The organism is Sphaerotilus microaerophilus (genome assembly GCF_023734135.1).
GTDB classification, from domain to species: domain Bacteria; phylum Pseudomonadota; class Gammaproteobacteria; order Burkholderiales; family Burkholderiaceae_C; genus Sphaerotilus; species Sphaerotilus microaerophilus.
Map to the genome: position 1 here is coordinate 1,635,189 of NZ_AP025730.1, position 26,619 is coordinate 1,661,807.

The 26,619-nt window shown below is 66.4% G+C and carries 22 protein-coding genes, 3 tRNA genes, 2 rRNA genes and 1 pseudogene; 16 read left to right on the plus strand and 12 right to left on the minus strand.

Annotated features, from left to right (window positions below; all coding sequences use genetic code 11):
* Positions 1-54 precede the first annotated feature (54 nt).
* The 7 genes from NGK70_RS07230 to tnpB all read left to right on the plus strand — a co-directional run bounded on the left by NGK70_RS07230 (position 55) and on the right by tnpB (position 6,458).
* Positions 55-131: transfer RNA gene (locus NGK70_RS07230), tRNA-Ile, on the plus strand.
* A gap of 36 nt (positions 132-167) precedes the next feature.
* Positions 168-243 (plus strand) — tRNA-Ala (locus NGK70_RS07235).
* Between the two features lie 333 nt (positions 244-576).
* Positions 577-3,451, plus strand: a 23S ribosomal RNA gene (locus NGK70_RS07240).
* 141 nt (positions 3,452-3,592) lie between these two features.
* A 5S ribosomal RNA gene (gene rrf / locus NGK70_RS07245) occupies positions 3,593-3,705 on the plus strand.
* Positions 3,706-3,838: 133 nt separating this feature from the next.
* Positions 3,839-4,192 carry a transposase gene (locus NGK70_RS07250; RefSeq protein WP_251972589.1) on the plus strand — a complete coding sequence of 118 codons (354 nt, stop codon included), beginning with the start codon at positions 3,839-3,841 and terminating at the stop codon, positions 4,190-4,192.
* A gap of 61 nt (positions 4,193-4,253) precedes the next feature.
* Complete coding sequence (locus tag NGK70_RS07255; RefSeq protein ID WP_251969629.1) at positions 4,254-5,945, plus strand: IS1634 family transposase; 1,692 nt, start codon at positions 4,254-4,256, stop codon at positions 5,943-5,945.
* 189 nt (positions 5,946-6,134) lie between these two features.
* Positions 6,135-6,458, plus strand: a complete 324-nt coding sequence (gene tnpB, locus NGK70_RS07260; protein ID WP_251972590.1) for an IS66 family insertion sequence element accessory protein TnpB — start codon at positions 6,135-6,137, stop codon at positions 6,456-6,458.
* On the opposite strand, the gene NGK70_RS07265 is transcribed toward tnpB, so the two are convergent.
* Complete coding sequence (locus NGK70_RS07265; protein ID WP_251972591.1) at positions 6,403-6,897, minus strand: IS66 family transposase; 495 nt, start codon at positions 6,895-6,897, stop codon at positions 6,403-6,405. The two genes, tnpB and NGK70_RS07265, sit on opposite strands and share 56 nt — an antisense overlap.
* 133 nt (positions 6,898-7,030) lie before the next feature.
* On the opposite strand from NGK70_RS07265, the gene NGK70_RS07270 reads away from it, so the two are divergent.
* On the plus strand, positions 7,031-8,722 hold the full coding sequence (locus NGK70_RS07270) for an IS1634 family transposase (RefSeq protein ID WP_251972210.1): 1,692 nt from the start codon (positions 7,031-7,033) through the stop codon (positions 8,720-8,722).
* A 188-nt stretch (positions 8,723-8,910) separates the two neighbouring features.
* Here NGK70_RS07270 and NGK70_RS26435 read toward each other — a convergent pair.
* Positions 8,911-9,177, minus strand: a pseudogene (locus NGK70_RS26435) (DUF6444 domain-containing protein); the annotation flags it as partial.
* Between the two features lie 98 nt (positions 9,178-9,275).
* Between NGK70_RS26435 and NGK70_RS07280 the strand changes: the two are divergent.
* Together NGK70_RS07280 and tnpC are read left to right on the plus strand one after the other, a co-directional pair.
* Complete coding sequence (locus NGK70_RS07280; RefSeq protein WP_251972592.1) at positions 9,276-9,458, plus strand: transposase; 183 nt, start codon at positions 9,276-9,278, stop codon at positions 9,456-9,458.
* A gap of 204 nt (positions 9,459-9,662) precedes the next feature.
* Positions 9,663-11,219, plus strand: coding sequence for an IS66 family transposase (tnpC, locus tag NGK70_RS07285; protein ID WP_428985608.1), 1,557 nt, complete (start codon positions 9,663-9,665; stop codon positions 11,217-11,219).
* 58 nt (positions 11,220-11,277) lie between these two features.
* Here the strand turns inward: tnpC and polA are convergent, their stop codons facing one another.
* Entirely contained in the window at positions 11,278-14,115 is a 2,838-nt protein-coding gene (gene polA / locus NGK70_RS07290; protein ID WP_251972594.1) for a DNA polymerase I, read from the minus strand.
* A gap of 58 nt (positions 14,116-14,173) precedes the next feature.
* Between polA and NGK70_RS07295 the strand changes: the two genes are divergently transcribed.
* The 3 genes from NGK70_RS07295 to NGK70_RS07305 are packed head-to-tail and all read left to right on the plus strand — an operon-like array spanning position 14,174 to position 16,472.
* Complete coding sequence (locus NGK70_RS07295) at positions 14,174-14,602, plus strand: DUF2782 domain-containing protein (protein WP_251972595.1); 429 nt, start codon at positions 14,174-14,176, stop codon at positions 14,600-14,602.
* 57 nt (positions 14,603-14,659) lie between these two features.
* The gene (locus NGK70_RS07300) at positions 14,660-15,640 is read left to right on the plus strand and encodes a homoserine kinase (protein WP_251972596.1); all 981 of its coding nucleotides are present in this window, start codon (positions 14,660-14,662) and stop codon (positions 15,638-15,640) included.
* A gap of 22 nt (positions 15,641-15,662) precedes the next feature.
* A complete protein-coding gene (locus NGK70_RS07305) occupies positions 15,663-16,472 on the plus strand; it encodes a BPSS1780 family membrane protein (RefSeq protein ID WP_251972597.1) in 810 nt (269 codons plus the stop codon).
* 2 nt (positions 16,473-16,474) lie between these two features.
* Here the strand turns inward: NGK70_RS07305 and rpiA are convergent, their stop codons facing one another.
* Positions 16,475-17,137 (minus strand): ribose-5-phosphate isomerase RpiA, encoded by a 663-nt coding sequence (gene rpiA / locus NGK70_RS07310; protein ID WP_251972598.1) that lies wholly within the window; start codon positions 17,135-17,137, stop codon positions 16,475-16,477.
* A 49-nt stretch (positions 17,138-17,186) separates the two neighbouring features.
* Here rpiA and NGK70_RS07315 point away from each other — a divergent pair, with 49 nt between their 5' ends.
* From NGK70_RS07315 to NGK70_RS07325, 3 genes are all read left to right on the plus strand, one after another.
* Positions 17,187-18,224, plus strand: coding sequence for a quinone-dependent dihydroorotate dehydrogenase (locus NGK70_RS07315; RefSeq protein ID WP_251972599.1), 1,038 nt, complete (start codon positions 17,187-17,189; stop codon positions 18,222-18,224).
* Between the two features lie 111 nt (positions 18,225-18,335).
* Entirely contained in the window at positions 18,336-20,135 is a 1,800-nt protein-coding gene (locus tag NGK70_RS07320; protein WP_251972600.1) for an HDOD domain-containing protein, read from the plus strand.
* Positions 20,136-20,204: 69 nt separating this feature from the next.
* On the plus strand, positions 20,205-20,546 hold the full coding sequence (locus tag NGK70_RS07325) for a hypothetical protein (protein WP_251972601.1): 342 nt from the start codon (positions 20,205-20,207) through the stop codon (positions 20,544-20,546).
* A gap of 167 nt (positions 20,547-20,713) precedes the next feature.
* Here the strand turns inward: NGK70_RS07325 and NGK70_RS07330 are convergent.
* The 8 genes from NGK70_RS07330 to NGK70_RS07365 all read right to left on the minus strand — a co-directional run bounded on the left by NGK70_RS07330 (position 20,714) and on the right by NGK70_RS07365 (position 26,506).
* Positions 20,714-20,788: transfer RNA gene (locus NGK70_RS07330), tRNA-Val, on the minus strand.
* Between the two features lie 67 nt (positions 20,789-20,855).
* Complete coding sequence (gene dnaQ / locus NGK70_RS07335; RefSeq protein ID WP_251972602.1) at positions 20,856-21,581, minus strand: DNA polymerase III subunit epsilon; 726 nt, start codon at positions 21,579-21,581, stop codon at positions 20,856-20,858.
* 22 nt (positions 21,582-21,603) lie between these two features.
* Positions 21,604-21,942 (minus strand): ISC system 2Fe-2S type ferredoxin, encoded by a 339-nt coding sequence (gene fdx / locus NGK70_RS07340; protein WP_251972603.1) that lies wholly within the window; start codon positions 21,940-21,942, stop codon positions 21,604-21,606.
* Positions 21,943-21,964: 22 nt separating this feature from the next.
* A complete protein-coding gene (gene hscA, locus NGK70_RS07345) occupies positions 21,965-23,833 on the minus strand; it encodes a Fe-S protein assembly chaperone HscA (RefSeq protein ID WP_251972604.1) in 1,869 nt (622 codons plus the stop codon).
* 19 nt (positions 23,834-23,852) lie between these two features.
* Positions 23,853-24,371: a Fe-S protein assembly co-chaperone HscB gene (hscB, locus tag NGK70_RS07350; protein WP_251972605.1), complete on the minus strand. Its 519-nt coding sequence runs from the start codon at positions 24,369-24,371 to the stop codon at positions 23,853-23,855.
* Positions 24,372-24,476: 105 nt separating this feature from the next.
* Complete coding sequence (gene iscA / locus NGK70_RS07355; protein ID WP_251972606.1) at positions 24,477-24,800, minus strand: iron-sulfur cluster assembly protein IscA; 324 nt, start codon at positions 24,798-24,800, stop codon at positions 24,477-24,479.
* Positions 24,801-24,876: 76 nt separating this feature from the next.
* Complete coding sequence (gene iscU, locus NGK70_RS07360; RefSeq protein ID WP_251972607.1) at positions 24,877-25,272, minus strand: Fe-S cluster assembly scaffold IscU; 396 nt, start codon at positions 25,270-25,272, stop codon at positions 24,877-24,879.
* 13 nt (positions 25,273-25,285) lie between these two features.
* Complete coding sequence (locus NGK70_RS07365) at positions 25,286-26,506, minus strand: IscS subfamily cysteine desulfurase (protein WP_251972608.1); 1,221 nt, start codon at positions 26,504-26,506, stop codon at positions 25,286-25,288.
* Positions 26,507-26,619 lie beyond the last annotated feature (113 nt).

Here is a 26,619-nt window from a genome sequence, read left to right on the forward strand (position 1 = left end):
CTTCAACGCGCCCACACTTATCGGCTGTAAAAACGACAGTGACAGAAGAGATTGGGGTCTGTAGCTCAGTCGGTTAGAGCACCGTCTTGATAAGGCGGGGGTCGTTGGTTCGAATCCAACCAGACCCACCACGGATACCTGAAGGTCGATGACCTGAGGGGAATCGAGGGGGATTAGCTCAGCTGGGAGAGCACCTGCTTTGCAAGCAGGGGGTCGTCGGTTCGATCCCGTCATCCTCCACCAAACTTCTGAACAAGTCGATGCTAACCAAAGGCACGAGGCGCTTGAGCGTGTGGTGATTTTGGTTAGCCATCGAGAGTTGGCTGTTGTTCTTTAACAATTTGTAGAGTCGAATCAGCGTTGTTGGCGGAAAGCCGACCAGGGGTAAAGGCCTGGAAGGCACCGTGCCGCCAATGACAATTGATTGCGTCACCAGACTTCAATGGCTGGATTGCGAGAGCGATCTGGCGAGTTGAAAGTACGGCAAACGTGAATACTCAAACACTGGCACCGGCTTAGTCGCTGGGTGCTGGTGAGTCCTTGACGACATCGATGGAGTCGATGTCAAAGTTATAGGGTCAAGTGACTAAGTGCATGTGGTGGATGCCTTGGCGATTACAGGCGATGAAGGACGTGATAGCCTGCGAAAAGCTTCGGGGAGCTGGCAAATTAGCTTTGATCCGGAGATATCCGAATGGGGAAACCCACCCGCAAGGGTATTGCATGCTGAATACATAGGCATGCAAGGCGAACCCGGCGAACTGAAACATCTCAGTAGCTGGAGGAAAAGACATCAACCGAGATTCCGAGAGTAGTGGCGAGCGAAATTGGAAGAGCCTGCTAGTGATAGCGCGGGACTTAACAGAACGGTCTGGAAAGGCCGGCCACAGTGGGTGATAGCCCCGTATGTGAAAAGATCCGTGTGGTACTGAGCTAGCGACAAGTAGGGCGGGACACGTGAAATCCTGTCTGAAGATGGGGGGACCATCCTCCAAGGCTAAATACTCGTAATCGACCGATAGTGAACAAGTACCGTGAGGGAAAGGCGAAAAGAACCCCGGGAGGGGAGTGAAATAGATCCTGAAACCGCATGCATACAAAAAGTCGGAGCCTCGAAAGGGGTGACGGCGTACCTTTTGTATAATGGGTCAGCGACTTACATTCAGTGGCGAGGTTAACCGAATAGGGAAGCCGAAGAGAAATCGAGTCCGAATAGGGCGTTCAGTCGCTGGGTGTAGACCCGAAACCAGGTGATCTATCCATGGCCAGGATGAAGGTGCGGTAACACGCACTGGAGGTCCGAACCGACTAGTGTTGCAAAACTAGCGGATGAGCTGTGGATAGGGGTGAAAGGCTAAACAAACCTGGAGATAGCTGGTTCTCTCCGAAAACTATTTAGGTAGTGCCTCAAGTATTACCATCGGGGGTAGAGCACTGTTATGGCTAGGGGGTCATGGCGACTTACCAAACCATTGCAAACTCCGAATACCGATGAGTACAGCTTGGGAGACAGTGCACCGGGTGCTAACGTCCGGACACAAGAGGGAAACAACCCAGACCGCCAGCTAAGGTCCCTAAAATTGGCTAAGTGGGAAACGAAGTGGGAAGGCTAAAACAGTCAGGATGTTGGCTTAGAAGCAGCCATCATTTAAAGAAAGCGTAATAGCTCACTGATCGAGTCGTCCTGCGCGGAAGATGTAACGGGGCTCAAGCCAGTTACCGAAGCTGCGGATCGCAGAAATGCGATGGTAGGAGAGCGTTCTGTAAGCCTGCGAAGGTGTCTTGTAAAGGATGCTGGAGGTATCAGAAGTGCGAATGCTGACATGAGTAGCGTTAAAGGGGGTGAAAAGCCCCCTCGCCGTAAGCGCAAGGTTTCCTACGCAACGTTCATCGGCGTAGGGTGAGTCGGCCCCTAAGGCGAGGCAGAGATGCGTAGCTGATGGGAAACAGGTCAATATTCCTGTACCGATGTGTAGTGCGATGTGGGGACGGAGAAGGTTAGCTCAGCCAACTGTTGGATATGTTGGTTCAAGCCTGTAGTCGTGGTCCTTAGGCAAATCCGGGGATCTAAGATGAGGGGTGATAACGAGTCTGCTTGCAGACGAAGTGAGTGATACCCTGCTTCCAGGAAAAGCCACTAAGCTTCAGCTACACACGACCGTACCGCAAACCGACACTGGTGCGCGAGATGAGTATTCTCAGGCGCTTGAGAGAACTCTGGAGAAGGAACTCGGCAAATTGACACCGTAACTTCGGAAGAAGGTGTGCCTTTAGTAGGTGAAGTTGTACAAACGGAGCCCAATGAGGCCGCAGAGAATCGGTGGCTGCGACTGTTTAATAAAAACACAGCACTCTGCAAAGACGAAAGTCGACGTATAGGGTGTGACGCCTGCCCGGTGCTGGAAGATTAAATGATGGGGTGCAAGCTCTTGACTGAAGTCCCAGTAAACGGCGGCCGTAACTATAACGGTCCTAAGGTAGCGAAATTCCTTGTCGGGTAAGTTCCGACCTGCACGAATGGCGTAACGATGGCCACACTGTCTCCTCCAGAGACTCAGCGAAGTTGAAATGTTTGTGATGATGCAATCTCCCCGCGGAAAGACGGAAAGACCCCATGAACCTTTACTGTAGCTTTACATTGGACTTTGAACAGATCTGTGTAGGATAGGTGGGAGGCTTTGAAGTGAGGATGCTAGTTCTCATGGAGCCAACGTTGAAATACCACCCTGGTGTGTTTGAGGTTCTAACCTTGGCCCGTGATCCGGGTTGGGGACAGTGTATGGTGGGCAGTTTGACTGGGGCGGTCTCCTCCCAAAGTGTAACGGAGGAGTTCGAAGGTACGCTAAATACGGTCGGAAATCGTGTTGATAGTGCATTGGCATAAGCGTGCTTGACTGCGAGACTGACAAGTCGAGCAGGTACGAAAGTAGGACAAAGTGATCCGGTGGTTCTGTATGGAAGGGCCATCGCTCAACGGATAAAAGGTACTCTGGGGATAACAGGCTGATACCGCCCAAGAGTTCATATCGACGGCGGTGTTTGGCACCTCGATGTCGGCTCATCTCATCCTGGGGCTGTAGCCGGTCCCAAGGGTATGGCTGTTCGCCATTTAAAGAGGTACGTGAGCTGGGTTTAAAACGTCGTGAGACAGTTTGGTCCCTATCTTCCGTGGGCGCTGCAGATTTGAGGAAGCCTGCTCCTAGTACGAGAGGACCGGAGTGGACGCACCTCTGGTGTACCGGTTGTCACGCCAGTGGCATCGCCGGGTAGCTATGTGCGGAAGAGATAACCGCTGAAAGCATCTAAGCGGGAAACTCGTTCCAAGATAAGATCTGCCGGGGCCTTGAGCCCCCTGAAGAGTCGTCCAAGACCAGGACGTTGATAGGCTGGGTGTGGAAGCGCAGTAATGCGTTAAGCTAACCAGTACTAATTGCTCGTGCGGCTTGACCCTATAACTTTGTCATCCGATCATCGATCTGGACAAAGCAGTGTTCACTGACCCCAAAGTCACCGTACACTGGCAACGCAATCAATAGCTGATTCAAACTCTACAAATTGGTTGAAGTCCCATCGACTTCAACAACAAGTTATGCCTGACGACCATAGCGAGGTGGTCCCACTCCTTCCCATCCCGAACAGGACAGTGAAACACCTCAGCGCCGATGATAGTGCGCATTCGCGTGTGAAAGTAGGTCATCGTCAGGCTTCTACTCCCCTAGCCCCCTCAGCTACAACGCTGCAGGGGGCTTGGCCTTTTGTGAGCGTCCAGCCGCACCATCTGTCCTGAGGGGATGAGCCGGGCGACGATGGCGTCCACCAATCGAACAGGTGGACACCCATGCAACCCAGTACCCACAGGCGCGTACACGGCGCGCAGTTGAAGGCCCAGGTCATTGCGGCGTGCCACGCACCTGGCGCGTCGGTGGCGGCCGTGGCGCTGGCGCACGGGCTGAACGCCAACCTCGTGCGCAAGTGGCTGATCGGCCGAGGACTGAAGCTCGCGGGTGCCCCGCTGCGGTTCATGCCCGTCGAGCTGGCCACCCAGGCCGACGCCGCGAGCGCGACGGTGGCTGGCGCGTCGGCGCCGGCTTCGGGCGTTGAGGCCACCGAAGTTCGACACTTTGCGCCCTTTTGGCGAGGCCGATCTCAATCCCGACAAGCACTTGGCGACGTTTTGAGAGAAGGTTTGTAGTGGCACGTTTGCGGAATTCATGTATTGGCACTATCCTGCCTTTTGGCTATACTCGCAGGCCATGTTCATCAAGCTCACGCGGTCCGGTGGACGCAGCTACGCCCAGCTGGTCGAGTCCTTCCGCGATGAGCAAGGCCGCCCGCGGCAGCGCACCCTGGCCACCCTGGGCCGCACCGATGAGATCGGCGGCCAGGTCGATTCGCTGCTGCAGGGCCTGCTGCGCGTGAAGGGTCGCCCTGCCGCGCTGGCCTCGCCGCCCCAGGTGCAGTTCGAGTCCGCGCTGGCCTTGGGCGATGTCTGGGTGCTGCACCAGCTCTGGCACGAGTTGGGCTTTGATCGGCTGCACGCGGTGTTCCGCCGTGCGCGCTACACCACCCCGGTGGAACAGGCCATCCGCGTGATGGTGTTCAACCGGCTTTGTGATGCCGATTCCAAGCTCGGTGCGCTGCGCTGGTTGCAGACAGTGGCGATGCCCGATGTCGATCCCAGGTCGATCACCCACCAGCACCTGCTGCGCAGCATGGACGCGCTGATGGATCACCAGGCCAGCGTGGACGATTGCGTGGCGCAGTTGCTGCGCCCGCTCATCGACGAGCAGTTGTCGGTGGTGTTCTATGACCTGACGACCATCCGGGTCGAGGGGCTGAGCCAGCAACGCGATGACGTGCGCAAGTTCGGCATGTCCAAGGAAGGTGTCGTTGCCCGGCAGTTCCTGCTGGGCGTGGTGCAGACGGCCGATGGCCTGCCGATCTACCACGAGGTGTTCGACGGCAACGCCAGCGAGGGCCCCACGCTCAAGCCCACACTGGAGCGCGTGCTGCAGCGCTACCCGCATGTGAAGCGCCTGGTGGTGGTGGCCGATCGGGGGCTGCTGTCGCTGGACAACCTGCAGATGCTCAGCGAGCTGAAGCTGCCGGGCGATCGGGCACTGGAGTTCATCCTGGCCGTGCCCGGGCGCCGGCATGGGGACTTCGTCGAACTGCTGGCGCCACTGCAGGCCAGGGCTGAAGGCTCAGCCGCCGAGGTGATCGACGAGCTGAGCTGGCAAGGCCATCGCCTGGTGGTGGCGCACAACGCGCAGCAGGCCGCCGATCTCACCCAGCGCCGACGTGATCGCATCACGGCGTTGCAGGTGCGCGCCCAGGCACTGACCGGCAAGCTCGACGAACAGGACGCCGGCCAGAGCCAGCGCGGGCGCAAGCTGTCTGACAGCGGCGCCAAGGCGCGCTTCTTCCACGAGGTGTGCGAGGCGCACTTGGCCAACATCATCCGGGTGGACCTGAAGTCCGAGCTGTTCACCTACGACATCGACCACGTCGCCCAGGCGCGCGCAGAGGCGATGGACGGCAAGCTGCTGCTGGTGAGCAACGTGCATGACCTGAGCGCCCAGCAGATCGTGGCGCGCTACAAGAGCCTGGCTGACATCGAGCGTGGCTTCCATGTGCTGAAGTCCGAGATCGAGATTGCGCCGGTGTTCCACCGGCTGCCCGAGCGCATCCGCGCGCACGCCAGCATCTGCTTCATGGCGCTGGTGCTGCACCGGGTGATGCGCCAGCGCTTGAGGCTGGCCGGCAGCCCCCTGTCGCCCGAGGCCGCGCTGCAGCAGCTGCGCCGCGTCCAGCGTCACCAAGTGCGCATCGACGGCGCCGAGCCCATCGCCGGCATCTCCACCATCCACCAGGACCAGGCTGACACCCTGGATGCACTCAAGATCAAGAAACCCAGCCTCGACGCCCAAATGTCCCTGCTGTAGTGGCGCGCCGCAAGGTCGCCACTAAGCAAATCAAGGACTTGGCGAGGTTGGTGTCGAACTTCGGAGGCCACCATCCACATCCACGCCTGTCGAGGCGAGTTGCAGTTGGACGTGTGCTGGCCCGCCACGCGAGCCGACGCCTGTGCGACCTTGCTGCGCGAGTGGCTCGCGCTGGCGCGGTGAGCCGCGATGCTGCGCATCGACGCACTGTGGCTGTGCGCGCAGCCGGTGGACATGCGCGCGGGCGCCGAGCGCTTGCTGGCCGCGGTGGTCACCACGCTGGGCGAGGCCCGAGCGCACCACGGCTACCTGTTCGCCAACGCACGGGCCACGCGGGTCAAGCTGCTGGTGCACGATGGCTTCGGCATCTGGTGCGCGGCCAGACGGGTACGTATTCACCCCCTCCCCAGAACGTCCAGAGGAAAGTGGAGCCAGCGAGGACGCAGCCGCGTGAGAGTCAACCCGAGGGAGCCGCTTGCAGAGGCAGCAGGCTGGGGTGAGGCGCCTTGTTGATCCAGGCGAGCACGGCCTGATGCATGTAGTCGATCAAGTCGCGGCCCTGCCGTCGGCAAGTCTCCACTACGCTGAAACCCCGGGCGATGAACTCGTCGCCACGCCGTGATCGCGTGGGCCCGGAGATCTTGCGCTTGAGCACGATGGAGCGGATCGAGCGCTCGGCGTCATTGTTGGTGGGCGGCACCTGAGGGTGGTTCACGAAGCCCCACAACGCCGGCCAGAGCTTGAGCAGGTTCTGACAGGTGGCCTGCGTGCGCCGGCAACCGGTCTGTGCCGCGCCCCGGTCCAATGCCGCCCGGACGCGGCGCTGCAAGGCTTCGAACTGCGCGGCGCTGCGGCCCTGCTCGCGCCAGCGAAACAGCACATAACCCAGTGCCAGCAGCCTCGCACCGATGCGCCCGGCCGCGCCTGGGCGCTGCGCCCCGAAGTTCGACACTTTGCGCCCTTTTGGCGAGGCCGATCTCAATCCCGACAAGCACTTGGCGACGTTTTGAGAGAAGGTCTGTAGTGGCACGTTTGTGGAAGGAAGGTATTGGCACTATCCTGCCTTTTGGCTATACTCGCAGGCCATGTTCATCAAGCTCACGCGGTCCGGTGGACGCAGCTACGCCCAGCTGGTCGAGTCCTTCCGCGATGAGCAAGGCCGCCCGCGGCAGCGCACCCTGGCCACCCTGGGCCGCACCGATGAGATCGGCGGCCAGGTCGATTCGCTGCTGCAGGGCCTGCTGCGCGTGAAGGGTCGCCCTGCCGCGCTGGCCTCGCCGCCCCAGGTGCAGTTCGAGTCCGCGCTGGCCTTGGGCGATGTCTGGGTGCTGCACCAGCTCTGGCACGAGTTGGGCTTTGATCGGCTGCACGCGGTGTTCCGCCGTGCGCGCTACACCACCCCGGTGGAACAGGCCATCCGCGTGATGGTGTTCAACCGGCTTTGTGATGCCGATTCCAAGCTCGGTGCGCTGCGCTGGTTGCAGACAGTGGCGATGCCCGATGTCGATCCCGGGTCGATCACCCACCAGCACCTGCTGCGCAGCATGGACGCGCTGATGGATCACCAGGCCAGCGTGGACGATTGCGTGGCGCAGTTGCTGCGCCCGCTCATCGACGAGCAGTTGTCGGTGGTGTTCTATGACCTGACGACCATCCGGGTCGAGGGGCTGAGCCAGCAACGCGATGACGTGCGCAAGTTCGGCATGTCCAAGGAAGGTGTCGTTGCCCGGCAGTTCCTGCTGGGCGTGGTGCAGACGGCCGATGGCCTGCCGATCTACCACGAGGTGTTCGACGGCAACGCCAGCGAGGGCCCCACGCTCAAGCCCACACTGGAGCGCGTGCTGCAGCGCTACCCGCATGTGAAGCGCCTGGTGGTGGTGGCCGATCGGGGGCTGCTGTCGCTGGACAACCTGCAGATGCTCAGCGAGCTGAAGCTGCCGGGCGATCGGGCACTGGAGTTCATCCTGGCCGTGCCCGGGCGCCGGCATGGGGACTTCGTCGAACTGCTGGCGCCACTGCAGGCCAGGGCTGAAGGCTCAGCCGCCGAGGTGATCGACGAGCTGAGCTGGCAAGGCCATCGCCTGGTGGTGGCGCACAACGCGCAGCAGGCCGCCGATCTCACCCAGCGCCGACGTGATCGCATCACGGCGTTGCAGGTGCGCGCCCAGGCACTGACCGGCAAGCTCGACGAACAGGACGCCGGCCAGAGCCAGCGCGGGCGCAAGCTGTCTGACAGCGGCGCCAAGGCGCGCTTCTTCCACGAGGTGTGCGAGGCGCACTTGGCCAACATCATCCGGGTGGACCTGAAGTCCGAGCTGTTCACCTACGACATCGACCACGTCGCCCAGGCGCGCGCAGAGGCGATGGACGGCAAGCTGCTGCTGGTGAGCAACGTGCATGACCTGAGCGCCCAGCAGATCGTGGCGCGCTACAAGAGCCTGGCTGACATCGAGCGTGGCTTCCATGTGCTGAAGTCCGAGATCGAGATTGCGCCGGTGTTCCACCGGCTGCCCGAGCGCATCCGCGCGCACGCCAGCATCTGCTTCATGGCGCTGGTGCTGCACCGGGTGATGCGCCAGCGCTTGAGGCTGGCCGGCAGCCCCCTGTCGCCCGAGGCCGCGCTGCAGCAGCTGCGCCGCGTCCAGCGTCACCAAGTGCGCATCGACGGCGCCGAGCCCATCGCCGGCATCTCCACCATCCACCAGGACCAGGCTGACACCCTGGATGCACTCAAGATCAAGAAACCCAGCCTCGACGCCCAAATGTCCCTGCTGTAGTGGCGCGCCGCAAGGTCGCCACTAAGCAAATCAAGGACTTGGCGAGGTTGGTGTCGAACTTCGGAGACCTGGTGACGCACCGGTTTGCCCTGCACGTTCACCGCGCCGCCGCAGTTGCACTGCGCCGGGGGCACACAGTCTTGGACACCGTCCACCTCCGTCTCGGGCAGCAGCGCCCGGTACGCGCCGGGGTGGCCCTTCTGGGCACCGCGCTTGCGCTGGCTGGCGCGGCGCTGGGCGCGGTTACCGCTACCCGGTCCATCCGACGACGGCGGCTTCGATGAGTTGCGCGAGTCCACCTTCAGCCGCTCTTGCAGCCACGCCATCTGCTCGCGCAGTTGGGCGAGTTCCAGGGCCATCGTCTCGATCACCGCGTGGCACTCCGGCAGCGTCGCCGGCATCGTCATCGATACCGGCTGGAACGGTGCCTTGTCCTCGCTCTCAGCGCTGTTCATGCGGCCAGTGTCTTCGCAAAATCATCCACTTACAAGTAGACCTTCAAGTCACGGCTGAGGTAAGGGTGCAAGCCTGCGTTGGCGCTTGGGGGGCGGGGGTGAATAGATACGCCAGACGGCTGCACGCCGGACGCTTCGTCTGGATCGCGACCAACCCGGCCGACCCTGCCGACCCAGCCGTCCCGATGGCGCTGCAACTCAGCCGCGAGCAGTTCGACGCACTGGTCGTGGGCCTGCCCTGGCAGCGCCTGCCCGAGGTCAGGGTCATCACCCGCGTGTGAGGACCCTGCGACGCGTGCGGTGGCAACGGCAGTTGTGCCAATGGCGCGGGCCGCACGCCTGCGCCACCATGAGCGCCGATGCTCGACGGCCACGACCTCACGCCGCAGATGCTGCAGGGCCTGACCCCGCAGGCACGCGCGCTCATCGAGCAGATGCAGCAGCGCCTGGCGCAACAGGACGCGGCGCTGGGCACCAGCGCACGCATGCTGGCCGAACGCACGGTGGCACTGGCCGAACACCAGGCCCTCATCGAGCGCAAGGACCGCGAACTCGCCCTGCGCGAGGCGCAGTGCGCCAAGCTGGAGTTCGAGCTCGCACGGCTGGCAGCTGGGGGTCAAGGCCGAGGCCATGACCGCCCAGCAGCGGCGCTTGTTCGACGAGACCCGCAGCGAAGACGAGGCCGACCTGCAGGCACAGCTGGCACGCCTGCGCGAGCAGGCTGGCGCGAGCGCGGGCAAGCCCCCATCGCCTCGCCACGTCGCCCGCGGCGCCAGGCGCTGCCCGACAGCCTGCGGCGCGTGGAGCATCGCCACGAGCCCGCCAACACCACCTGCGCGCACGAGGGGTGCGGGCGTGCGATGGTACGCATCGGCGAGGACGTCACCGAGCGCCTGGACGTCGTGCCCGCCGAGTTCTTCGTGCACCGCCACGTCTACGGCAAGTGGGCTTGCCGCGCCTGCCAGAGCTTGAAGCAGGCACCCAGCGTGCCCGAGGTCATCGACGGCGGTCTGGCCAGCAGCGGGTTGCTGGCGCACACCCTGATCAGCCGCTACGCCGATCACTTGCCGTACTACCGGCAAGAGACGATCAACGCGCGCTCGGGCGTGCACACGCCGCGCTCGACGCTGGCGGCCTGGGCCGGTGCCGCCGGCGCGGCACTGCAACCGCTGTACGAGGCGCACAAGCGCTTCGTGCTCGACTGCCGGGTACTGCACGCCGACGAGACGCCGGTGGCCCTGCTAGAGCCTGGCGCGGGCAAGACCCGACGCGCCTACATCTGGGCCTACGCCAGGAGCTTGCACGACGCGCAGCCGGGGGTGATCTACGACTTCTGCCGAGGTCGCGGCGCTCAGTACCCGACCAAGTTCCTTGCCGGCGACCCTCGCCAGGGCATCGCCGCCTGGGCCGGCACGCTGCTGACCGATCGCTACCAGGGCTACGAGAGCGTGCTCGACCCTCGCTACCACCCCGGGCGCACCGCTGCGGCCTGTGTCGCCCATGCCAGGCGCAAGTTCGACGAACTCGCCAAGGCCCGCACCAGCGTGCTGGCCGACGAGGCCATCGTGCGCTGGGCGCGCATCTACGAGATCGAGGGCGCACTGGCGCACCTGGAGGACGACGAACGCCAGTGGCAGCGCCAGGCGTTGGCCAAACCCTGCTGGGACGAACTCAAGGCCTGGCTGGCGCACGAACGCCGACGCGTCGTCGATGGCGGCGCTGCGGCCTCGGCCATCGACTACACGCTCAACCACTGGCAGGCGCTCACGCGCCACCTCGACGACGGTGCAGTGGCCGTCGACAACAACCACCTTGAGCGGCAGATCAAGCCCTGGGCGATGGGCCGCAAGGCATGGATGTTCGTCGGCAGCGAACAGGCCGGCGAGCGCGCAGCCATCGTGATGAGCCTGGTGCAGTCGGCCAAGCTCAACGGCCACGACCCGCATGCCTACCTGCGTGACGTGCTGCAGCGACTGCCTACACAGCTCAACAGCCGCATCGAAGAGTTGCTGCCGCACCGCTGGGTGCCGGCCACAAGCTGACCCTCCGGGTCACGTCAACGTGGCTGCGCTGGACGCTCACGATCAGTCCCTGGTCCGCTCAGTGCGCTTCCTCCCAGTTGCCGCCAACGCCTACCTCAGCAACAAGCGGCACCTTCAAGGCAGCAACTCCAGCCATCAGGCGGGGCAGCGCCTCAGTTGCCCAAATCAGTTCAGCAGCTGGGACTTCCAACACCAGTTCGTCATGCACCTGCATGATCATCCGACTGGCGCGTCCTTCCTCATCGATCGTGCGTTGCACGGCAATCATCGCAAGCTTGATCAGGTCGGCGGCGGTTCCCTGCATCGGCGCATTGATGGCCTGGCGTTCTGCTGCGGCGCGTCGAGGTCCACTGCCACCGCGGATTTCGGGCAAGACAATTCGACGGCCAAAGAGCGTTTCGACGTATCCCTGGGCCGATGCGCTGGCTCGCGTGTCGTCCATGTAGCGTTTCACGTCCGGATAGCGCGCAAAGTATCGGTCGATGTAGTCCCGCGCTGCCTTCTGCTCGATACCGAGGCTGGTGGCCAAGCCAAAGGCACCCATGCCGTAAATCAGGCCGAAATTGATCGTCTTGGCATAGCGGCGTTGTTCGGCACTGACTTCCTCCAAAGGCAGTCCGAATACCTCTGCGGCCGTGGCGCGGTGGACGTCCAGGCCATTCGCAAAGGCGCTCAACAGGTTGGCATCGCCTGAAATGTGCGCCATCAGGCGCAGTTCGATCTGCGAATAGTCAGCGCTCACCAATCGATGCCCGGCGGGAGCGACGAAGGCCTCGCGCACGCGCCGACCCTCTGCAGTGCGAATGGGGATGTTCTGGAGATTGGGCTCATTGCTGGAGAGCCGCCCGGTGACCGCCACGGCCTGCGCGTAGTTGGTGTGGATCCGTCCAGTAGATGGGTTGACCATCTGCGGCAGCTTGTCGGTGTACGTGCCCTTGAGTTTGGCCAGGCTGCGGTGTTCGAGGATGCGCGCTGGCAACGGATAGTCGGCCGCGAGCTCCTGAAGCACCTCTTCGTCGGTGCTGGGGGCGCCGCTGGCGGTCCTTTTCTTGACCGGCAATCCGAGCTTGCCGAAGAGAATCTCGCCGATCTGTTTCGGGCTGCCCAGGTTGAAGGGCTGGCCGGCGATCTCGTAGGCTTCCTGTTCCAGTTGCAGCATGCGCTGCGCCAGCTGCTGGCTCTGGCGTGCCAGCGCCCCGGCGTCAATCAGCACGCCATGCCGTTCGATGCGTGCCAGCACGGCGGCGGTGGGCAGCTCGATGCGCTCGTAGACCTCCTGCAGCCGCGGCTCCTGGGCGAATTCCGGGGCGAAGTGGGCATGCACCTGCAGCGTCATTTCGCTGTCTTCACCGGAGTACGTGGTCGCTCGCTCGATGTCGACGTGGCTGAACGGGATCTGGTTGGCGCCCTTGCCGCAGAGGTCCTCGTAGTTCAGGCCGATGCGGCCGAGGTGGCGCTCGGCCAGGCTGGCGAGCCCGTGCGGCCGGTGTGCTTCCAGCACGTAGCTCTCCAGCATCGTGTCGTGCCGGTAGCCGCGCACCGGGATGCCGTGGTTGGCGAAGACGTGGGTGTCGTACTTGATGTTCTGGCCCACCTTTGCTGCCGAGGCGTCTTCGAGCCAGGGGCGCAGCGCCGCCAGGACCACGTCCAGGGCCAGCTGTTCCGGGGCGCCTGGATAGTCGTGGCCCACCGGAATGTAGGCTGCCTCGTAGGGCTGCACCGCGAGGCTGATGCCGACGATGCGCGCGCGCATCGGTTCCAGCGAGTCCGTCTCGGTGTCCACGGCCGTGAGCGCCGCTGCCCGGATGCGGGTGAGCCAGCCGTCGAGTTGCTCGACCGTGAGCACGGTTTCGTAGCGGCCGACTCGCCCAGGGACGGAAGGGGGGGAAGGGACGGATGGTGCCGCCGCGTCGGCAGCGGCGGACGCGCCGGGCGGAAGGGCCTGCGCAACGGGTTTGGGTTCACCAGATGTACTGGACTGCCCCTCCAGCTCGCGCCGCCAGGTCTTGAAGCCGTGCATGGTGTAGAAGGCCAGCAGTCCGTCGGCATCGGCACTGCCCCATTTCAACGCCTCCAGTCCAGGCCAGCCCGGAACCTGGCCGCTCAGGTCGCAGTCGGTCTTCACGGTGACCAGCCGCCGCCCTGTGGGCAGCCAGTCCAGCGCCCGGCGCAGGTTCTCGCCGGCCACGCCCTTGATGCGCCCGGCTGCTGCCATCACGGCGTCCAGCGAACCGTGCTCGGCGATCCACTTGGCGGCCGTCTTGGGCCCGACCTTTTCCACGCCGGGCACGTTGTCCACCGCGTCGCCCATCAGCGTCAGGTAGTCGACGATGCGGTCGGGCGGCACGCCGAACTTGGCCTGCACACCTGCGCGATCGAGCGACTCGCGGCTCATCGTGTTGATCAAGGTGACGTGATCGGTCACCAGTTGGGCCAGGTCCTTGTCGCCGGTAGAGATCACGACGCGATGGCCCTCGGCCTCGGCGATGCGTGCCAGCGTCCCGATCGCATCGTCGGCCTCGATGCCCGGCACCTCCAGCACCGGCCAGCCGAGCAGCCGAACCACCTCGTGGATGGGCGCAATCTGGGCACGCAGGTCCTCGGGCATCGGCGGTCGATGCGCCTTGTAGTCGGCGTACCACTCGTCCCGGAAGGTCGGCCCCGACGCATCGAACACACAGGCTGCGTGCTCCGCCCCGATCTGCTGGCGCAGTTGCTGGAGCATCGCCACGATGCCGTGGATCGCGCCAGTGGGTTCGCCCGCGGGGCCGCGCAGGTCCGGCATGGCGTGGTAGGCGCGGTACAGGTAGCTGGAGCCGTCGACCAGCAGGAGGGTCGGGCGCTCGACGGCCGAGGGCAGCGCGGGAGTGGAGACTGAGGGGAGGGAGCTCTGCATGGCGGCGATTGTGGCGCCTGTCAGCCGGGCCTGGTGGCGCGCCACCTACAATCCCGCCATGCCCTTCCGCCCCGACTTCCTGCCGCGCATGCCCGCTCCTGCCAGGTGGGTGAGGGGGGCTCTCTGCGCGCTGGGGATCGCCGGGGCCGGGGTTTGCGCCGCGGACCTGACCGCACCTCCTGATCTGCGCCAGTTGCCCGCGTCGGCACCTTCTCGTGCGGCTGCGGCCGCTTCCTCGCCGGCAGCGGCGGCCTCGAGGGCGGTGGCGCAGGCGGCGTCGGCAACGCAGGCGGTGGTGATCGAGGACCGCTTCACGCGCATCGAAGAGTTGCACGAGCGCGGCGAAGTCCGCAGCATCAAGGTGCAACCCAAGGGCGGGCGCGCCTACGAGATCGTGCCCGCCACCGGGGGACGGGACATGAGCAACAGCGCCGGCAATGGCCGTGCTGCCGCCGGGCAGCGCGTCTGGCCCGTGCTGAGCTTCTGAGTCCCTCCCTCCCCCGGGCAATCCGTCTCTCTCTTCTCTTTTTCGTCTACGTCGTCGATGGCTGTCTTCACTGAAGTGACCCTGCATGCCGCACAGGCGCTGGTCACCCGTCTGGGCCTGGGCCAGGTGGTCGCGCTGCGCGGCATCACCTCCGGCATCGAGAACACCAACTACTTCGTCGACACCGACGACGGCCAACGTACCCGTCAGTGGGTGCTCACGTTGTTCGAGCGCCTCAGCCACGAGCAGTTGCCCTTCTATCTGCACCTGATGAAGCACCTTGCGATGCGCGACATCCCGGTGCCCGACCCGCAGGCCGACGCCACGGGCGAGATCCTGCACACCGTCTGCGGCAAGCCCGCGGCCCTGGTGGGCAAACTCTCTGGCGGGCACCAGCTGGCGCCGTCCGACTGGCACTGCCGCCAGGTGGGCACGATGCTGGCGCGCCTGCATCAGGCCGGTGCGGACTACCCGCGCGCGCAGCCCAACCTGCGCGGTCTGGCGTGGTGGACCGAGACCGTGCCGGTGGTGCACCCCTTCCTGACGCTCGCGCAGCAGCAGCTGATCGATGAGGAGCTGGCCTTCCAGCAGCACCTGGCCACCACCTCCGCCTACCAGGCCCTGCCGCGCGGCCCGGTGCACGCCGACCTGTTCCGCGACAACGTGATGTTCGATGGCCTGCCGGGGCACGAGAAGCTCACCGGCTTTTTCGATTTCTACTTTGCTGGCGTCGATACCTGGCTGTTCGACATCGCGGTGTGCCTGAACGACTGGTGCATCAGCCTGGAGTCCGGCCGGCTCGATGAGCAGCGTGCCCAGGTCTTCCTGGCGGCCTACGACAGCGAGCGCACACTCACCCATGACGAGCTGCGCCTGCTGCCGGCGCTGCTGCGTGCGGGCGCCCTGCGCTTCTGGATCTCGCGCCTGTGGGATTTCCACCTGCCGCGCGAGGCCAGCATGCTCAAGCCGCACGACCCGACCCACTTCGAGCGGGTGCTGCGCGAGCGCGTCGGCAACCCCTGGCACTGGATGCGTTGATGTTGCGACGGGACCTCCGCCGATGAAACTGCGACAAGCGCCTCCGATGGATGGCATGCGCTGGATGCTCAGCGGCGTGCACTGGGCCAAGAGCCAGACCTTCACCTTGCTGGGCATGATGGGCTTCATGCTCTTCGGCCTGGGGCTGCTGCTGGCGCTGCCTCTGGTGGGGCCCCTGCTGGTCGGCATACTGCTGCCGGCGTTGACGGCGGGCTGGGTGGCGGTGGTGGAGTCGTTGAAGGCGGGGCGGCGACCCACGCCCGCCGTGCTCTTCGCACCGCTGGGGGCAACCTCGCGCCGCTCGATGCTCGGGCTGGGTGTGGCCCATGCCGCGGCGGCGGCCCTGATGCTCTGGCTGGCAGACCTGATCGACCCGGCGATGCATTCCGCCTGGCGCGAGGCGATGTCCGCCGACGTCGGGGACGATGCCCGGCTGGCGGCCTTCCAGGCGCTGCAGAACGGCATGCTGCTGCGCATGGTGATGACCGTGCCGGTGGCGCTGGTGTTCTGGCATGCGCCAGTGATCCTGCAACGCGAGGGCGGCAGCATCGCCCGGGCCGTTTTTGCCAGTGCCGTGGCCAGCCTGCGCAACCTGGGCGCCTTCGTGGTCTATGGCGTCGCCTGGGTGGTGGCCGACCTGATGCTCTCGCTGCTGCTGGGTGGCGTGCTCGCCCTGCTGGGTTTGGCGGCGTGGGCGATGTTCTTCGCCATGCCGGTGGCCCTGCTGTTCTCGGCCGCCTTCTATGCGTCGCTGTACGCCAGCGTGCATGGCTGTGTCGAGTTCGGCGACCCGGTATCGCCTGAGCCACCGGGGGTCGACCCGGCGGCCTGACCTCAAAACGTCAGCGTTCGCACCCCGGCTGCGGTGCCCAGCAGGCAGACGCTGGCGCGGTGGCGTCCAAAGATGCCCACGGTGACGACACCAGGCCACTGGTTGACCTCGGTTTCCATCGCCAGGGGCTCGGTGATGCGCAGGCCGCGCACATCGAGGATGGCGTTGCCGTTGTCGGTCACCACGCCGGCGCGCAGCGTGGCCTGGCCGCCATATTGGCGCTCGAAGCGGCGCGCCACCTGCGCAGCAGCCATCGGGATCACCTCCACCGGCAGCGGGTAGCTGCCGAGCACCTCGACCAGCTTGCTCTCGTCGGCGATGCAGACGAAGCGCTCGGCCAGGTCGGCGACGATCTTCTCGCGCGTGAGCGCCGCGCCGCCGCCCTTGATCATGTGGCCGCTGTGGTCGATCTCGTCGGCGCCGTCGATGTAGACCGGGATGGACGTCACCGTCGCCGCGTCCAGCACCGTGATGCCGTGCGCGCGCAGCCGCTCGGTGCTGGCCACCGAGCTGGAGACCGCCCCGGCGATGCGATCCTTCATCGTCGCCAACGCGTCGATGAAGTGGTTCACCGTCGAGCCGGTGCCCACGCCTACCACCGTGCCGGGCACCACGTAGGCCAATGCGGCCTGGCCGACCAGCGCCTTGAGTTCGTCTTGCGTCATGTTCACGGGCACCGGCAAGGCACCTTCCATCGGGGACAATCCGTGAATTATGGCGTTTGTCCCCTACGGCCTGACCCGGCCCTTCCTCTTCAGCCTCGACCCCGAGACCGCTCACGAGCACACCCTGGACGCGATGGCGCGCTTCCAGAACACCCCGCTGCAGTGCCTGTGGAGCCAGCGCCGCGTCAGCGACCCGGTGACGCTGGCGGGCCTGCGCTTTCCCAACCGCATCGGCCTGGCCGCGGGGCTGGACAAGAATGGCCGCTGCATCGACGGCCTGGGCGCGATGGGCTTCGGCTTCATCGAGGTGGGCACCGTCACCCCCAAGGGCCAGCCCGGCAACCCCAAGCCGCGCATGTTCCGCCTGCCGCAGGCCAACGCGCTGATCAACCGGCTGGGCTTCAACAACGAGGGGCTGGACAGCTTCCTGGCCAACGTCCGGCGCGCGACGAGCTTTCGCCGTGCCGGCGGCATCCTCGGCCTGAACATCGGCAAGAACGCCGCCACGCCGATCGAGAACGCGGCGGACGACTACCTGATCGGCCTGGCCGGCGTCTACCCGCACGCCGACTACGTGACGGTCAACATCTCCAGCCCCAACACCAAGAACCTGCGCGCGCTGCAGAGTGACGAGGCGCTCGATGCGCTGCTCGGCGCCCTGCAGCAGCGCCGCCTGCAACTGGCGACCGAGCACGGCCGCAGCGTGCCGATGTTCGTCAAGATCGCGCCCGACCTGGACGAGGCGCAGATCAAGGTGATCGCCGCGACGCTGCGCCACAACGGCATCGACGGCGTGGTCGCCACCAACACCACCATCGAGCGCGCCAAGGTGGCCGGCCTTGCGCACGCGGACGAGACCGGTGGCCTGTCCGGTGCGCCGGTCTTCGAGGCCAGCAACCGCGTCATCCAGGCGCTGCGTGCCGAGTTGGGTAGCACCTACCCGATCATCGGCGTGGGCGGCGTGCTCAGCGGTGCGGATGCACGGGCCAAGCGCGCCGCTGGAGCGGACGTGGTGCAGGTCTACACCGGCCTGATCTACCGCGGCTCGGCCCTGGTGCCGGAGTGCGCCGACGCGCTGCGGCGCTGACAGCTGAGCGGCCCTGGGGACAGGGCTGACCTTGTCTGAGGAGCGGTCGGAAGTCACGCGCGGCCGGGGGGCGCTCCTCAAGCGCCCGCCGCTTTCCCCGATTGCCCATGGATGCCCGCATCCACCCCCGAGACCGACGACCTGGCCCTGGCCTCCCTGTCAGAGGAGGGCGACGCCAGTGCTGAGCCCAGCCCCTCCAGTCCCGAGGAGGAGGCCGAGGCGCGCCGCGCTGCCAAGCTGGCGCAGATCCTGGATCGCATGACCCGGCACGCGGACTTTCCTTCGCTGAAGGAGTCCATCCGCGGCATCCAGAAGGTCTCCCGCTCCGATCTGGCCCACCTGCGCGCCCTGACCGACGAGGTGCTGCAGGACGTCGCGCTGACCAACAAGCTGCTGCGGTTGATCAACACCGCCTACTACAGCTCGGTCGGCGGTGGCGCCATCACCACCATCAGCCGGGCGGTGGCGCTGATGGGCTTCAACTCGGTGGGCATGCTGGCCGCCTCGCTCGCGCTGTTCGAGCGCCTGCCCAAGGGGGCTGACGGGGCCCGGGTGCGCGAAGAGTTCGCCTGCTCGCTGATGGCCGCGCTGATCGCCAATGAGCTCTGCCCGTCGCGCAAGCTGCAGGAGAGCGCCTACATCACCGCGCTGTTCCAGAACCTCGGTGTGATGCTCTCCTGGCTGCACCTGGCCGAAGAGACCCGCGAGGTGGAGGGGCGCCTGATCGCGCTCGACCCGGCGCAAGCCGAGGCGGCCTTCGGCCCCAGCCCGACGCACCGCCTGGATCCGCAGGAGGTCGAACGTGTCTCCCGCGAGGTGATGGGCGTAGGCTTTCAGGACCTGGGCATCGAGATCGCCCAGCAGTGGGGCTGGCCCCCCGAGGTCGTGCAGGCCCTGCGCCCGCTGCCGACGCCGGCCGAGGAGCAGCACTTCGCCGCGCACGACCATGTGCGGGGCGTTTGCACGGCCGCCAACCGGCTGGCACGCGAGCTGTTCGGCTGCACCGCCGAGCAGCGGCCCGAACGTCTGGCTGCCTTCCTGGCCGAGTGGGGCTTTGCGCTGCAGCTCGACAGCGAGCGGCTTGACGGGGTCATCGAGCGCACCCTGGCCGAGTGGGCCGAGCTGGCCCCCGTGATGAGCCTGCCTCGCCCCGAGCTGCTTTCGGCCACGCTGGCCGGTACGCCCGGTGCGGCCAGTCCCCCCGGGCGTGGCAAGCCGGCCGCACGCGGCAGCCTGCCGCCTGCGCCGGTGCCTCCTCCTACGGCGCGTCGCCCGCCGGCACCGCCTGCCGCGGCCGCCCGCGCGACCGCTCCAGCAGCCGCCCCGGCCGGCAAGGCCGCGCCACCGTCGCTGCCGCCGCGGGCTGATGACCCCATGCGCATCGCCCACCTCACGGCCGGCATCGAGAAGCTCAGCCTTGCAGCCCTCTCCGACACCAACGTCACCCACCTGATGCAGGCCTTCATGCAGGTGCTGCGCGAGGCGCTGCATGTGCGCCGGGTCCTGATCTGCCTGCGCGCCCGCAACCCCGATCGGCTCGAAGGCCGCATGGGCAGCAGCCCCGATGCCACCCGCCTCGCGGCGGCCTTTCGCATCCCCCTGCAGCCTCCAGCCGACCTGTTCGGCCTGCTGTGCCTGAAGGGCAGTGACACGCTGATCACCGACACCAGCGACCCCCTGATCGCCGAGCGCCTGCCGGCCTGGTTCCTGCAGCAGGTCCGGGCCGACGCCTTTCTCCTCCTGCCGCTGGTGCGTGCCGGCCAGGTGGTGGGCATGGTCTACGCGGACAGCCCGCTGGGCGGCCAGCCGCTGCACCTCACCGAGCGGGAGCTCAATCTCGTCAAGGGCCTGCGCAACCAGGTGCTGATGGCGCTGCAGCTGCGCGAGTCCGCACCTGCGCCTGGGCGTTGAGGTGGTTGACACCCCCAGGCGCCGGGGGCGGCAGGGAACGATCCGGCGCGCGCCGGGTCGTAGACTCCCATGTCTGACTCACAGGCGGTGCACCGCTCCATGATGGCTTCGACCCTCCCGCGTTTCCTCGCTCGCGCCGTGTTCACACTGGCGGCCGGTATCTTCCTGGCCAGCCTGGTGTTTGCCGGTGCGCTGCTGAGCCTCGTCTGGCTGATCTGGAGCCTGTTGCGCGGCCGCCGGCCGACCTGGCGCGGCTTCGACCTGCGCTCGGCGCAGAGCTGGCGGGGCCCGCAGCGCCACGCACCGAACTGGCCCGGCTTCTCCACCACCCAGCGCGCCACCGCGCCCGCCGATGTGGTGGAAGGCCAGGCGCGCGAGGTGGGACAGGGCGAGCGGCTGCGGCGCGACTGAGCCCGGTCCCGCGGCCATCTGCGGGAAGTCACATGCCCTTGCGTTTGGCTGAGAATGACGCGCAAGTGGCCCGGTCAGTCCTGCGGGCTGACAGGTGCTGATGTCACCGGGAAGAGCTGCCAAGACGAGAAAAAGCCCCTCAAATCAATGATTTGAGGGGCTTGATCTGGTGGGCGGTGCAGGGTTCGAACCTGCGACCCCTGCCGTGTGAAGGCAGTGCTCTACCGCTGAGCTAACCGCCCGGAAACCGGGCTTTGCTGACGTTGCAATGTTGTGTGCGCTGCAGCAAGACTGCAACTATAACCTGCTTCAGGCGGGTTGTGCAAGCATTTGGCGCCAAATGGTCTTGCCGCCACAGGCCTTGTCGAGGCCGGACAACAGCGCTTCGTGTGCGGCTTCCTCATCGGCATTGGCTGCCAGCACCGGCAACTCGAAGCTGCTGAGGTCGATGGCGAGGTCGGCCTGCTCGGTGGCGTCGCTGTCGCTGCCCTCCTGCGGGCCGTCGATCACCAGCGAGTGCTGGCCGCGGGTGAGGCGGATGTAGACCTCGGCGAGCAGTTCAGCGTCCAGCAGCGCGCCGTGCAGCGTGCGCTTGGAGTTGTCGACCTCGAGGCGACGGCACAGCGCGTCCAGCGAGTTGGCCTTGCCAGGGTAGGCCTCGCGGGCCATCGCGAGGGTGTCGACGATGCCGCTGGCCAGGGTGGCCACGCCGCTGTGCCTGACGCGCTTCAGCTCGGCATCGAGAAAGCCGACGTCGAAGGCCGCGTTGTGGATCACCACCTCGGCGCCGCGCAGGTACTCGACGAACTCGCTCGCCACCGCCGCGAAGAGTGGCTTGTCGGCCAGGAACTCGTCGGTCAGCCCGTGCACCCGCACCGCCTCCTCGTTGTTGGGGCGCTCGGGGTTGAGGTAGAAGTGCAGGTTGCGCCCGGTCAGGCGCCGGTTGACCATCTCCACGCAGCCGAGTTCGACGATGCGGTCGCCCGCATCCGGGCTGAGGCCGGTGGTTTCGGTGTCGAGGAAGACTTGTCTCATCGCGGCATGCCGGCAGGGCCGATCAATGGTTTTCCCGGGCGTGGTTGATCGTGTACTTCGGGATCTCGACCACCAGGTCCTGCCGGGCGACGATGGCCTGGCAGCCCAGGCGCGAGTTGGGCTCCAGGCCCCAGGCGCGGTCGAGCAGGTCTTCTTCGGTCTCCTCCATCTCGTTGAGCGAGCGGAAGCCCTCCCGCACGACGACGTGGCAGGTGGTGCAGGCGCAGCTCATGTCGCAGGCGTGCTCGATGGCGATGCCGTTTTCCAGCAGGGCCTCGCAGATCGAGGTGCCGGGAGCGGCCTGGATGGTCGTGCCCTCGGGGCAGAGCTCGTGGTGCGGCAGGATCTTGATGGCGGGCATGGGGGGAGGAGTCCTTGGGCGGTCAGATCTCGTCCAGGCGGCGGCCGGTGAGTGCCTGCTGGATGCCGCGGTTCATGCGGCGGGCGGCGAGCAGCTCGGTGCCTTCGGCCAGTGACTGGGTGGCGGCCTCGATGGCGGCGGTGTCGTCGCTGGTGATGCGCTCGCGCACCTGGCGCATCAGGCCGTCCACGGCGGCACGCTCGGCCTCGTCAAGCAGGTCAGCGTCGGCGTCCAGCGCGGAGGCGGTGGCCAGCAGCATGCGGTCGCCCTCGACGCGGGCCTCCTGCAGGGCGCGGCGCTTCATGTCGGCCTCGGCCTCGCTGAAGCCGGACTGCAGCATGCCGGCGATCTGCTCGTCGCTCAGGCCGTAGCTGGGCTTGACGGTGATGGCCGCCTGTACGCCCGAGCCCAGCTCCTGGGCGGCGACGGAGAGCAGCCCGTCGGCATCGACCTGGAAGGTGACGCGGATGCGCGCCGCGCCCGCGGCCATCGGCGGGATGCCGCGCAGCTCGAAGCGCGCCAGCGAGCGGCAGTCCGCCACCAGTTCGCGCTCGCCCTGCACGACGTGGATGGCCATGGCGGTCTGGCCGTCCTTGTAGGTGGTGAAGTCCTGCGCCTTGGCGGTGGGGATGGTGCTGTTGCGCTCGATCACGCGCTCCACCAGCCCGCCCATGGTCTCCAGGCCCAGCGACAGCGGGATCACGTCGAGCAGCAGCAGCTCGCCGTCGGCCGAGTTGCCGGCCAGCGCGTTGGCCTGGATGGCGGCGCCCAGGGCCACGACTTCGTCGGGGTTCAAGTTGACCAGTGGCTCGCGGCCGGTGGCCGCGCCCACGGCGCGGCGCACTGCCGGCATGCGCGTGGAGCCGCCCACCATGACAACGCCGGCCAGGTCGGCGGGCTTGACCTTGGCGTCACGCAGCACGCGGCGCAGCAGGGTGATGGTGCGCTCGGTCAGCGGCGCAGTGGCGGCTTCGAACTCGCTGGCGTCCAGCTCCAGCGCCAGGTCGCCATCGGCCAGCGCACAGCGCACGGCGGTGCGCGTGGCGCCCGACAGGCGCTCCTTGGCCGCACGCGCCTGCACCAGCAGGCTGCGCTTGTCGCCGGCGGACAATCTTTCCAGCGGGGGCAGGCCGGCGCGCTGCAGCAGCAGGGCGCCCAGAGCGTGGTCGTAGTCGTCGCCGCCCAGGGCGGAGTCGCCGCCGACGGCCACCACCTCGAACACGCCGCGCGACAGGCGCAGCAGCGAGATGTCGAAGGTGCCGCCGCCCAGGTCGTAGACGGCGTAGAGGCCCTCGCTGGCGTTGTCCAGCCCGTAGGCGATGGCCGCGGCGGTGGGCTCGTTGAGCAGGCGCAGCACGTTCAGCCCGGCCAGCTGGGCCGCGTCCTTGGTGGCCTGGCGCTGGGCGTCGTCGAAGTAGGCCGGCACGGTGATCACCGCGCCGAAGAGCTCGTCGGTGTCGAAGGTGTCCTGCGCCCTGTAGCGCAGCGTGGCCAGGATCTCGGCGGAAACTTCCACCGGCGACTTCTCGCCCTCGCGGGTGACGATGCCGACCATGCCGGGGCGGTCGGTGAAGTCGTAAGGCAGCCGGCCGCGATCGGCGATGTCGGCCAGCGAGCGCCCCATGAAGCGCTTGACCGACACCAGCGTGTTGGCCGGGTCGGTGGCCTGCGCCGCCAGTGCGGCGGCGCCGATCTGGCGGCGGCCATCGCCCAGGTAGCGCACCGCCGAGGGCAGGATCACGCGGCCTTCATCGTCGGGCAGGCACTCGGCCACGCCGTGGCGCAGCGCGGCGACCAGCGAGTGGGTGGTACCCAGGTCGATGCCCACCGCGACGCGGCGCTGGTGCGGGTCCGGCGTCTGGCCGGGTTCGGAGATCTGGAGGAGTGCCATGGGGGACTGGTTGAAGGCGTCATTGTCCCAGCGCGTCGAGGCGCCGGTCCACGTCGGCCGCAAAGCGGGTGACGAACATCAAGGCGCGCACCAACTGGGCTGCGGCCTCCCAGTCCTGCCGCTCGTCGATGGCGGCACGCAGTTCGCCGTGCAGCGCGCGTTCGCGCTCGGCCACTTCGTCGGCCAGCGCCTCGACCTCGGTCAGCGCACGCGCCTCGTCGAGCTGCTCGCGCCAGGCCATCTGCTGCATCAGGAAGGGGGCCGGCATCGCGGTGTTGCTCTGCGCATCGACCGGGCGGCCGTGCAGCTCGCAGAGGTAGGCGCTGCGCGCGAGCGGGTCCTTGAGGCGGCGGTAGGCCTCGTTGACGCGCACGGCCCACTGCATCGCCACGCGCTGGGCGGCGGCGCCCTGGGCGGCGAAGCGGTCCGGGTGGACCTCGCGCTGCAGCGCCTTCCAGCGCGCGTCGAGCGACGGCAGATCCTGCTCATAGCGTGCCGGCACGTCGAAGAGCTGGAAGTCGGTGTCGGTGAGGTTCATGGTGAGGCTTCGCGCAAGCAGGAAAGGTGCCCCAGGAAGGGTGCCCCGCAAAGAAAATCGCCCGCGCCGACCGCTGGCCGACGCGGGCTTGCATCGCAGCCTGGCTCAGACCCGGAAGGATTCGCCGCAGCCGCAGCGGTCCTTCTCGCGCGGGTTGCGGAAACGGAAGCCTTCGTTCAGGCCCTCGCGCACGAAGTCCAGCTCGGTGCCGTCCAGGTAGGGCAGGCTCTTCGGGTCGATCAGCACCTTGACGCCATGGCCCTCGAAGACGATGTCCTCCGGCGCCACCTCGTCGGCGTACTCCAGCTTGTAGGCCAGGCCGGAGCAGCCGGTGGTCTTGATGCCCAGGCGCACGCCCACCCCTTTGCCGCGGCGGGCGAGGTAGCGGGTGACGTGCCGGGCGGCGGCTTCGGTGAGCGTGACGGCCATGGTGTTCTGGGTTCGTAAAGCCGGGAGCAGGGAGCGGAAGACGGGCGGTGGAGGCGGATGAGGGGCTTGGCCCGCCTCAGGCCGAGACCGCGCCGTGCCGGGCCTTGTAGTCGTCCACCGCGGCCTTGATGGCGTCCTCGGCCAGGATGGAGCAGTGGATCTTCACCGGCGGCAGCGCCAGTTCCTCGGCGATGTGGGTGTTCTTGATCGTCAGGGCCTCGTCGAGCGTCTTGCCCTTGACCCACTCGGTGACCAGCGAGCTCGACGCGATGGCCGAGCCGCAGCCGTAGGTCTTGAAGCGTGCGTCCTCGATCAGCCCGGTGGCCGGGTTGACCTTGATCTGCAGCTTCATCACGTCGCCGCAGGCCGGTGCGCCGACCATGCCGGTGCCGACGTCGCCGTCGCCCTTGTCGAAGGCGCCGACGTTGCGGGGGTTTTCGTAGTGGTCGATGACCTTGTCGCTGTATGCCATGAGGTACTCCTGATCAGTGCGCAGCCCATTGGATGCTGCCGATGTCGATGCCTTCCTTGAACATGTCCCACAGGGGGGAGAGCTCGCGCAGCTTGGCCACGCGCTCCTGCAAGGTGGTCACCGCGTAGTCGATCTCCTCCTCGGTCGTGAAGCGGCCGATGGTGATGCGCAGGCTGCTGTGCGCCAGCTCGTCGCTGCGGCCGAGCGCGCGCAGCACGTAGCTGGGTTCCAGGCTGGCCGAGGTGCAGGCCGAACCTGAGGACACCGCAATGCCCTTGACCCCCATGATCAGCGACTCGCCCTCGACGAAGTTGAAGCTGATATTCAGGTTGTGCGGCACGCGGCGCTCCAGGTCGCCGTTGATGAAGACCTGTTCGATCTTCGTCAGTCCGTCCACCAGCCGACGCTGCAGCGAGCGGATGCGCTCGTTCTCCGCGCCCATTTCCTCGCGGGCGATGCGGAAGGCCTCGCCCATGCCGACGATCTGGTGCGTGGGCAGGGTGCCCGAGCGCATGCCGCGCTCGTGCCCGCCGCCGTGCATCTGGGCCTCCAGGCGCACGCGCGGCTTGCGGCGCACGTACAGCGCGCCGATGCCCTTGGGGCCGTAGGTCTTGTGCGAGGCCAGGCTCATCAGGTCGACCGGCAGCGTCTGCAGGTCGATGGCGACCTTGCCGGTGGCCTGGGCCGCATCGACGTGGAAGATCACGCCGCGCTCACGGCAGAGCGTGCCCAGCGCCGTGACGTCCTGGATCACGCCGATCTCGTTGTTCACGAACATGACCGAGGCGAGGATGGTGTCCGGGCGCAGCGCGGCCCGGAACTTCTCCAGGTCGAGCAGGCCGTCGGCCTCGACGTCGAGGTAGGTCACCTCGAAGCCCTGGCGCTCCAGCTCGCGCATCGTGTCCAGCACCGCCTTGTGCTCGGTCTTGACGGTGATCAGGTGCTTGCCGCGTGAGGCGTAGAAGTGCGCCGCGCCCTTGATCGCCAGGTTGTTGGACTCGGTGGCGCCGGAAGTCCAGACGATCTCGCGCGGGTCGGCGCCGATCAGCTCGGCGACCTGGATGCGCGCCTTCTCGACCGCCTCCTCGGCCTCCCAGCCCCAGGCGTGGCTGCGCGACGCCGGGTTGCCGAAGTGTTCACGCAGCCAGGGCACCATCACGTCGACGACCCGCGGATCCACCGGGGTGGTCGCGCCGTAGTCCATGTAGATGGGGAAGTGCGGGGTCATGTCCATGCTTGGCAGGGTCGATCGGCAGCCATCGCGCCAGGCGACAGCGGCTCGGGGTTCGAAAACGTGGGCGGGAGCCGTCTCGGCAATCAGCCTTGTTGAGCCTTGTTCGGACTCGT

Bases quoted from the DNA above. Each gene is read 5' to 3' on its own strand.
- NGK70_RS07250 (WP_251972589.1), top strand. From the start codon at position 3,839: ATGCAACCCAGTACCCACAGGCGCGTACACGGCGCGCAGTTGAAGGCC.
- NGK70_RS07255 (WP_251969629.1), top strand. From the start codon at position 4,254: ATGTTCATCAAGCTCACGCGGTCCGGTGGACGCAGCTACGCCCAGCTG.
- tnpB (WP_251972590.1), top strand. From the start codon at position 6,135: ATGCTGCGCATCGACGCACTGTGGCTGTGCGCGCAGCCGGTGGACATG.
- NGK70_RS07270 (WP_251972210.1), top strand. From the start codon at position 7,031: ATGTTCATCAAGCTCACGCGGTCCGGTGGACGCAGCTACGCCCAGCTG.
- tnpC (WP_428985608.1), top strand. From the start codon at position 9,663: ATGCTGGCCGAACGCACGGTGGCACTGGCCGAACACCAGGCCCTCATC.
- polA (WP_251972594.1), bottom strand. From the start codon at position 14,115: ATGCAGAGCTCCCTCCCCTCAGTCTCCACTCCCGCGCTGCCCTCGGCC.
- NGK70_RS07295 (WP_251972595.1), top strand. From the start codon at position 14,174: ATGCCCTTCCGCCCCGACTTCCTGCCGCGCATGCCCGCTCCTGCCAGG.
- NGK70_RS07300 (WP_251972596.1), top strand. From the start codon at position 14,660: ATGGCTGTCTTCACTGAAGTGACCCTGCATGCCGCACAGGCGCTGGTC.
- NGK70_RS07305 (WP_251972597.1), top strand. From the start codon at position 15,663: ATGAAACTGCGACAAGCGCCTCCGATGGATGGCATGCGCTGGATGCTC.
- rpiA (WP_251972598.1), bottom strand. From the start codon at position 17,137: ATGACGCAAGACGAACTCAAGGCGCTGGTCGGCCAGGCCGCATTGGCC.
- NGK70_RS07315 (WP_251972599.1), top strand. From the start codon at position 17,187: ATGGCGTTTGTCCCCTACGGCCTGACCCGGCCCTTCCTCTTCAGCCTC.
- NGK70_RS07320 (WP_251972600.1), top strand. From the start codon at position 18,336: ATGCCCGCATCCACCCCCGAGACCGACGACCTGGCCCTGGCCTCCCTG.
- NGK70_RS07325 (WP_251972601.1), top strand. From the start codon at position 20,205: ATGTCTGACTCACAGGCGGTGCACCGCTCCATGATGGCTTCGACCCTC.
- dnaQ (WP_251972602.1), bottom strand. From the start codon at position 21,581: ATGAGACAAGTCTTCCTCGACACCGAAACCACCGGCCTCAGCCCGGAT.
- fdx (WP_251972603.1), bottom strand. From the start codon at position 21,942: ATGCCCGCCATCAAGATCCTGCCGCACCACGAGCTCTGCCCCGAGGGC.
- hscA (WP_251972604.1), bottom strand. From the start codon at position 23,833: ATGGCACTCCTCCAGATCTCCGAACCCGGCCAGACGCCGGACCCGCAC.
- hscB (WP_251972605.1), bottom strand. From the start codon at position 24,371: ATGAACCTCACCGACACCGACTTCCAGCTCTTCGACGTGCCGGCACGC.
- iscA (WP_251972606.1), bottom strand. From the start codon at position 24,800: ATGGCCGTCACGCTCACCGAAGCCGCCGCCCGGCACGTCACCCGCTAC.
- iscU (WP_251972607.1), bottom strand. From the start codon at position 25,272: ATGGCATACAGCGACAAGGTCATCGACCACTACGAAAACCCCCGCAAC.
- NGK70_RS07365 (WP_251972608.1), bottom strand. From the start codon at position 26,506: ATGGACATGACCCCGCACTTCCCCATCTACATGGACTACGGCGCGACC.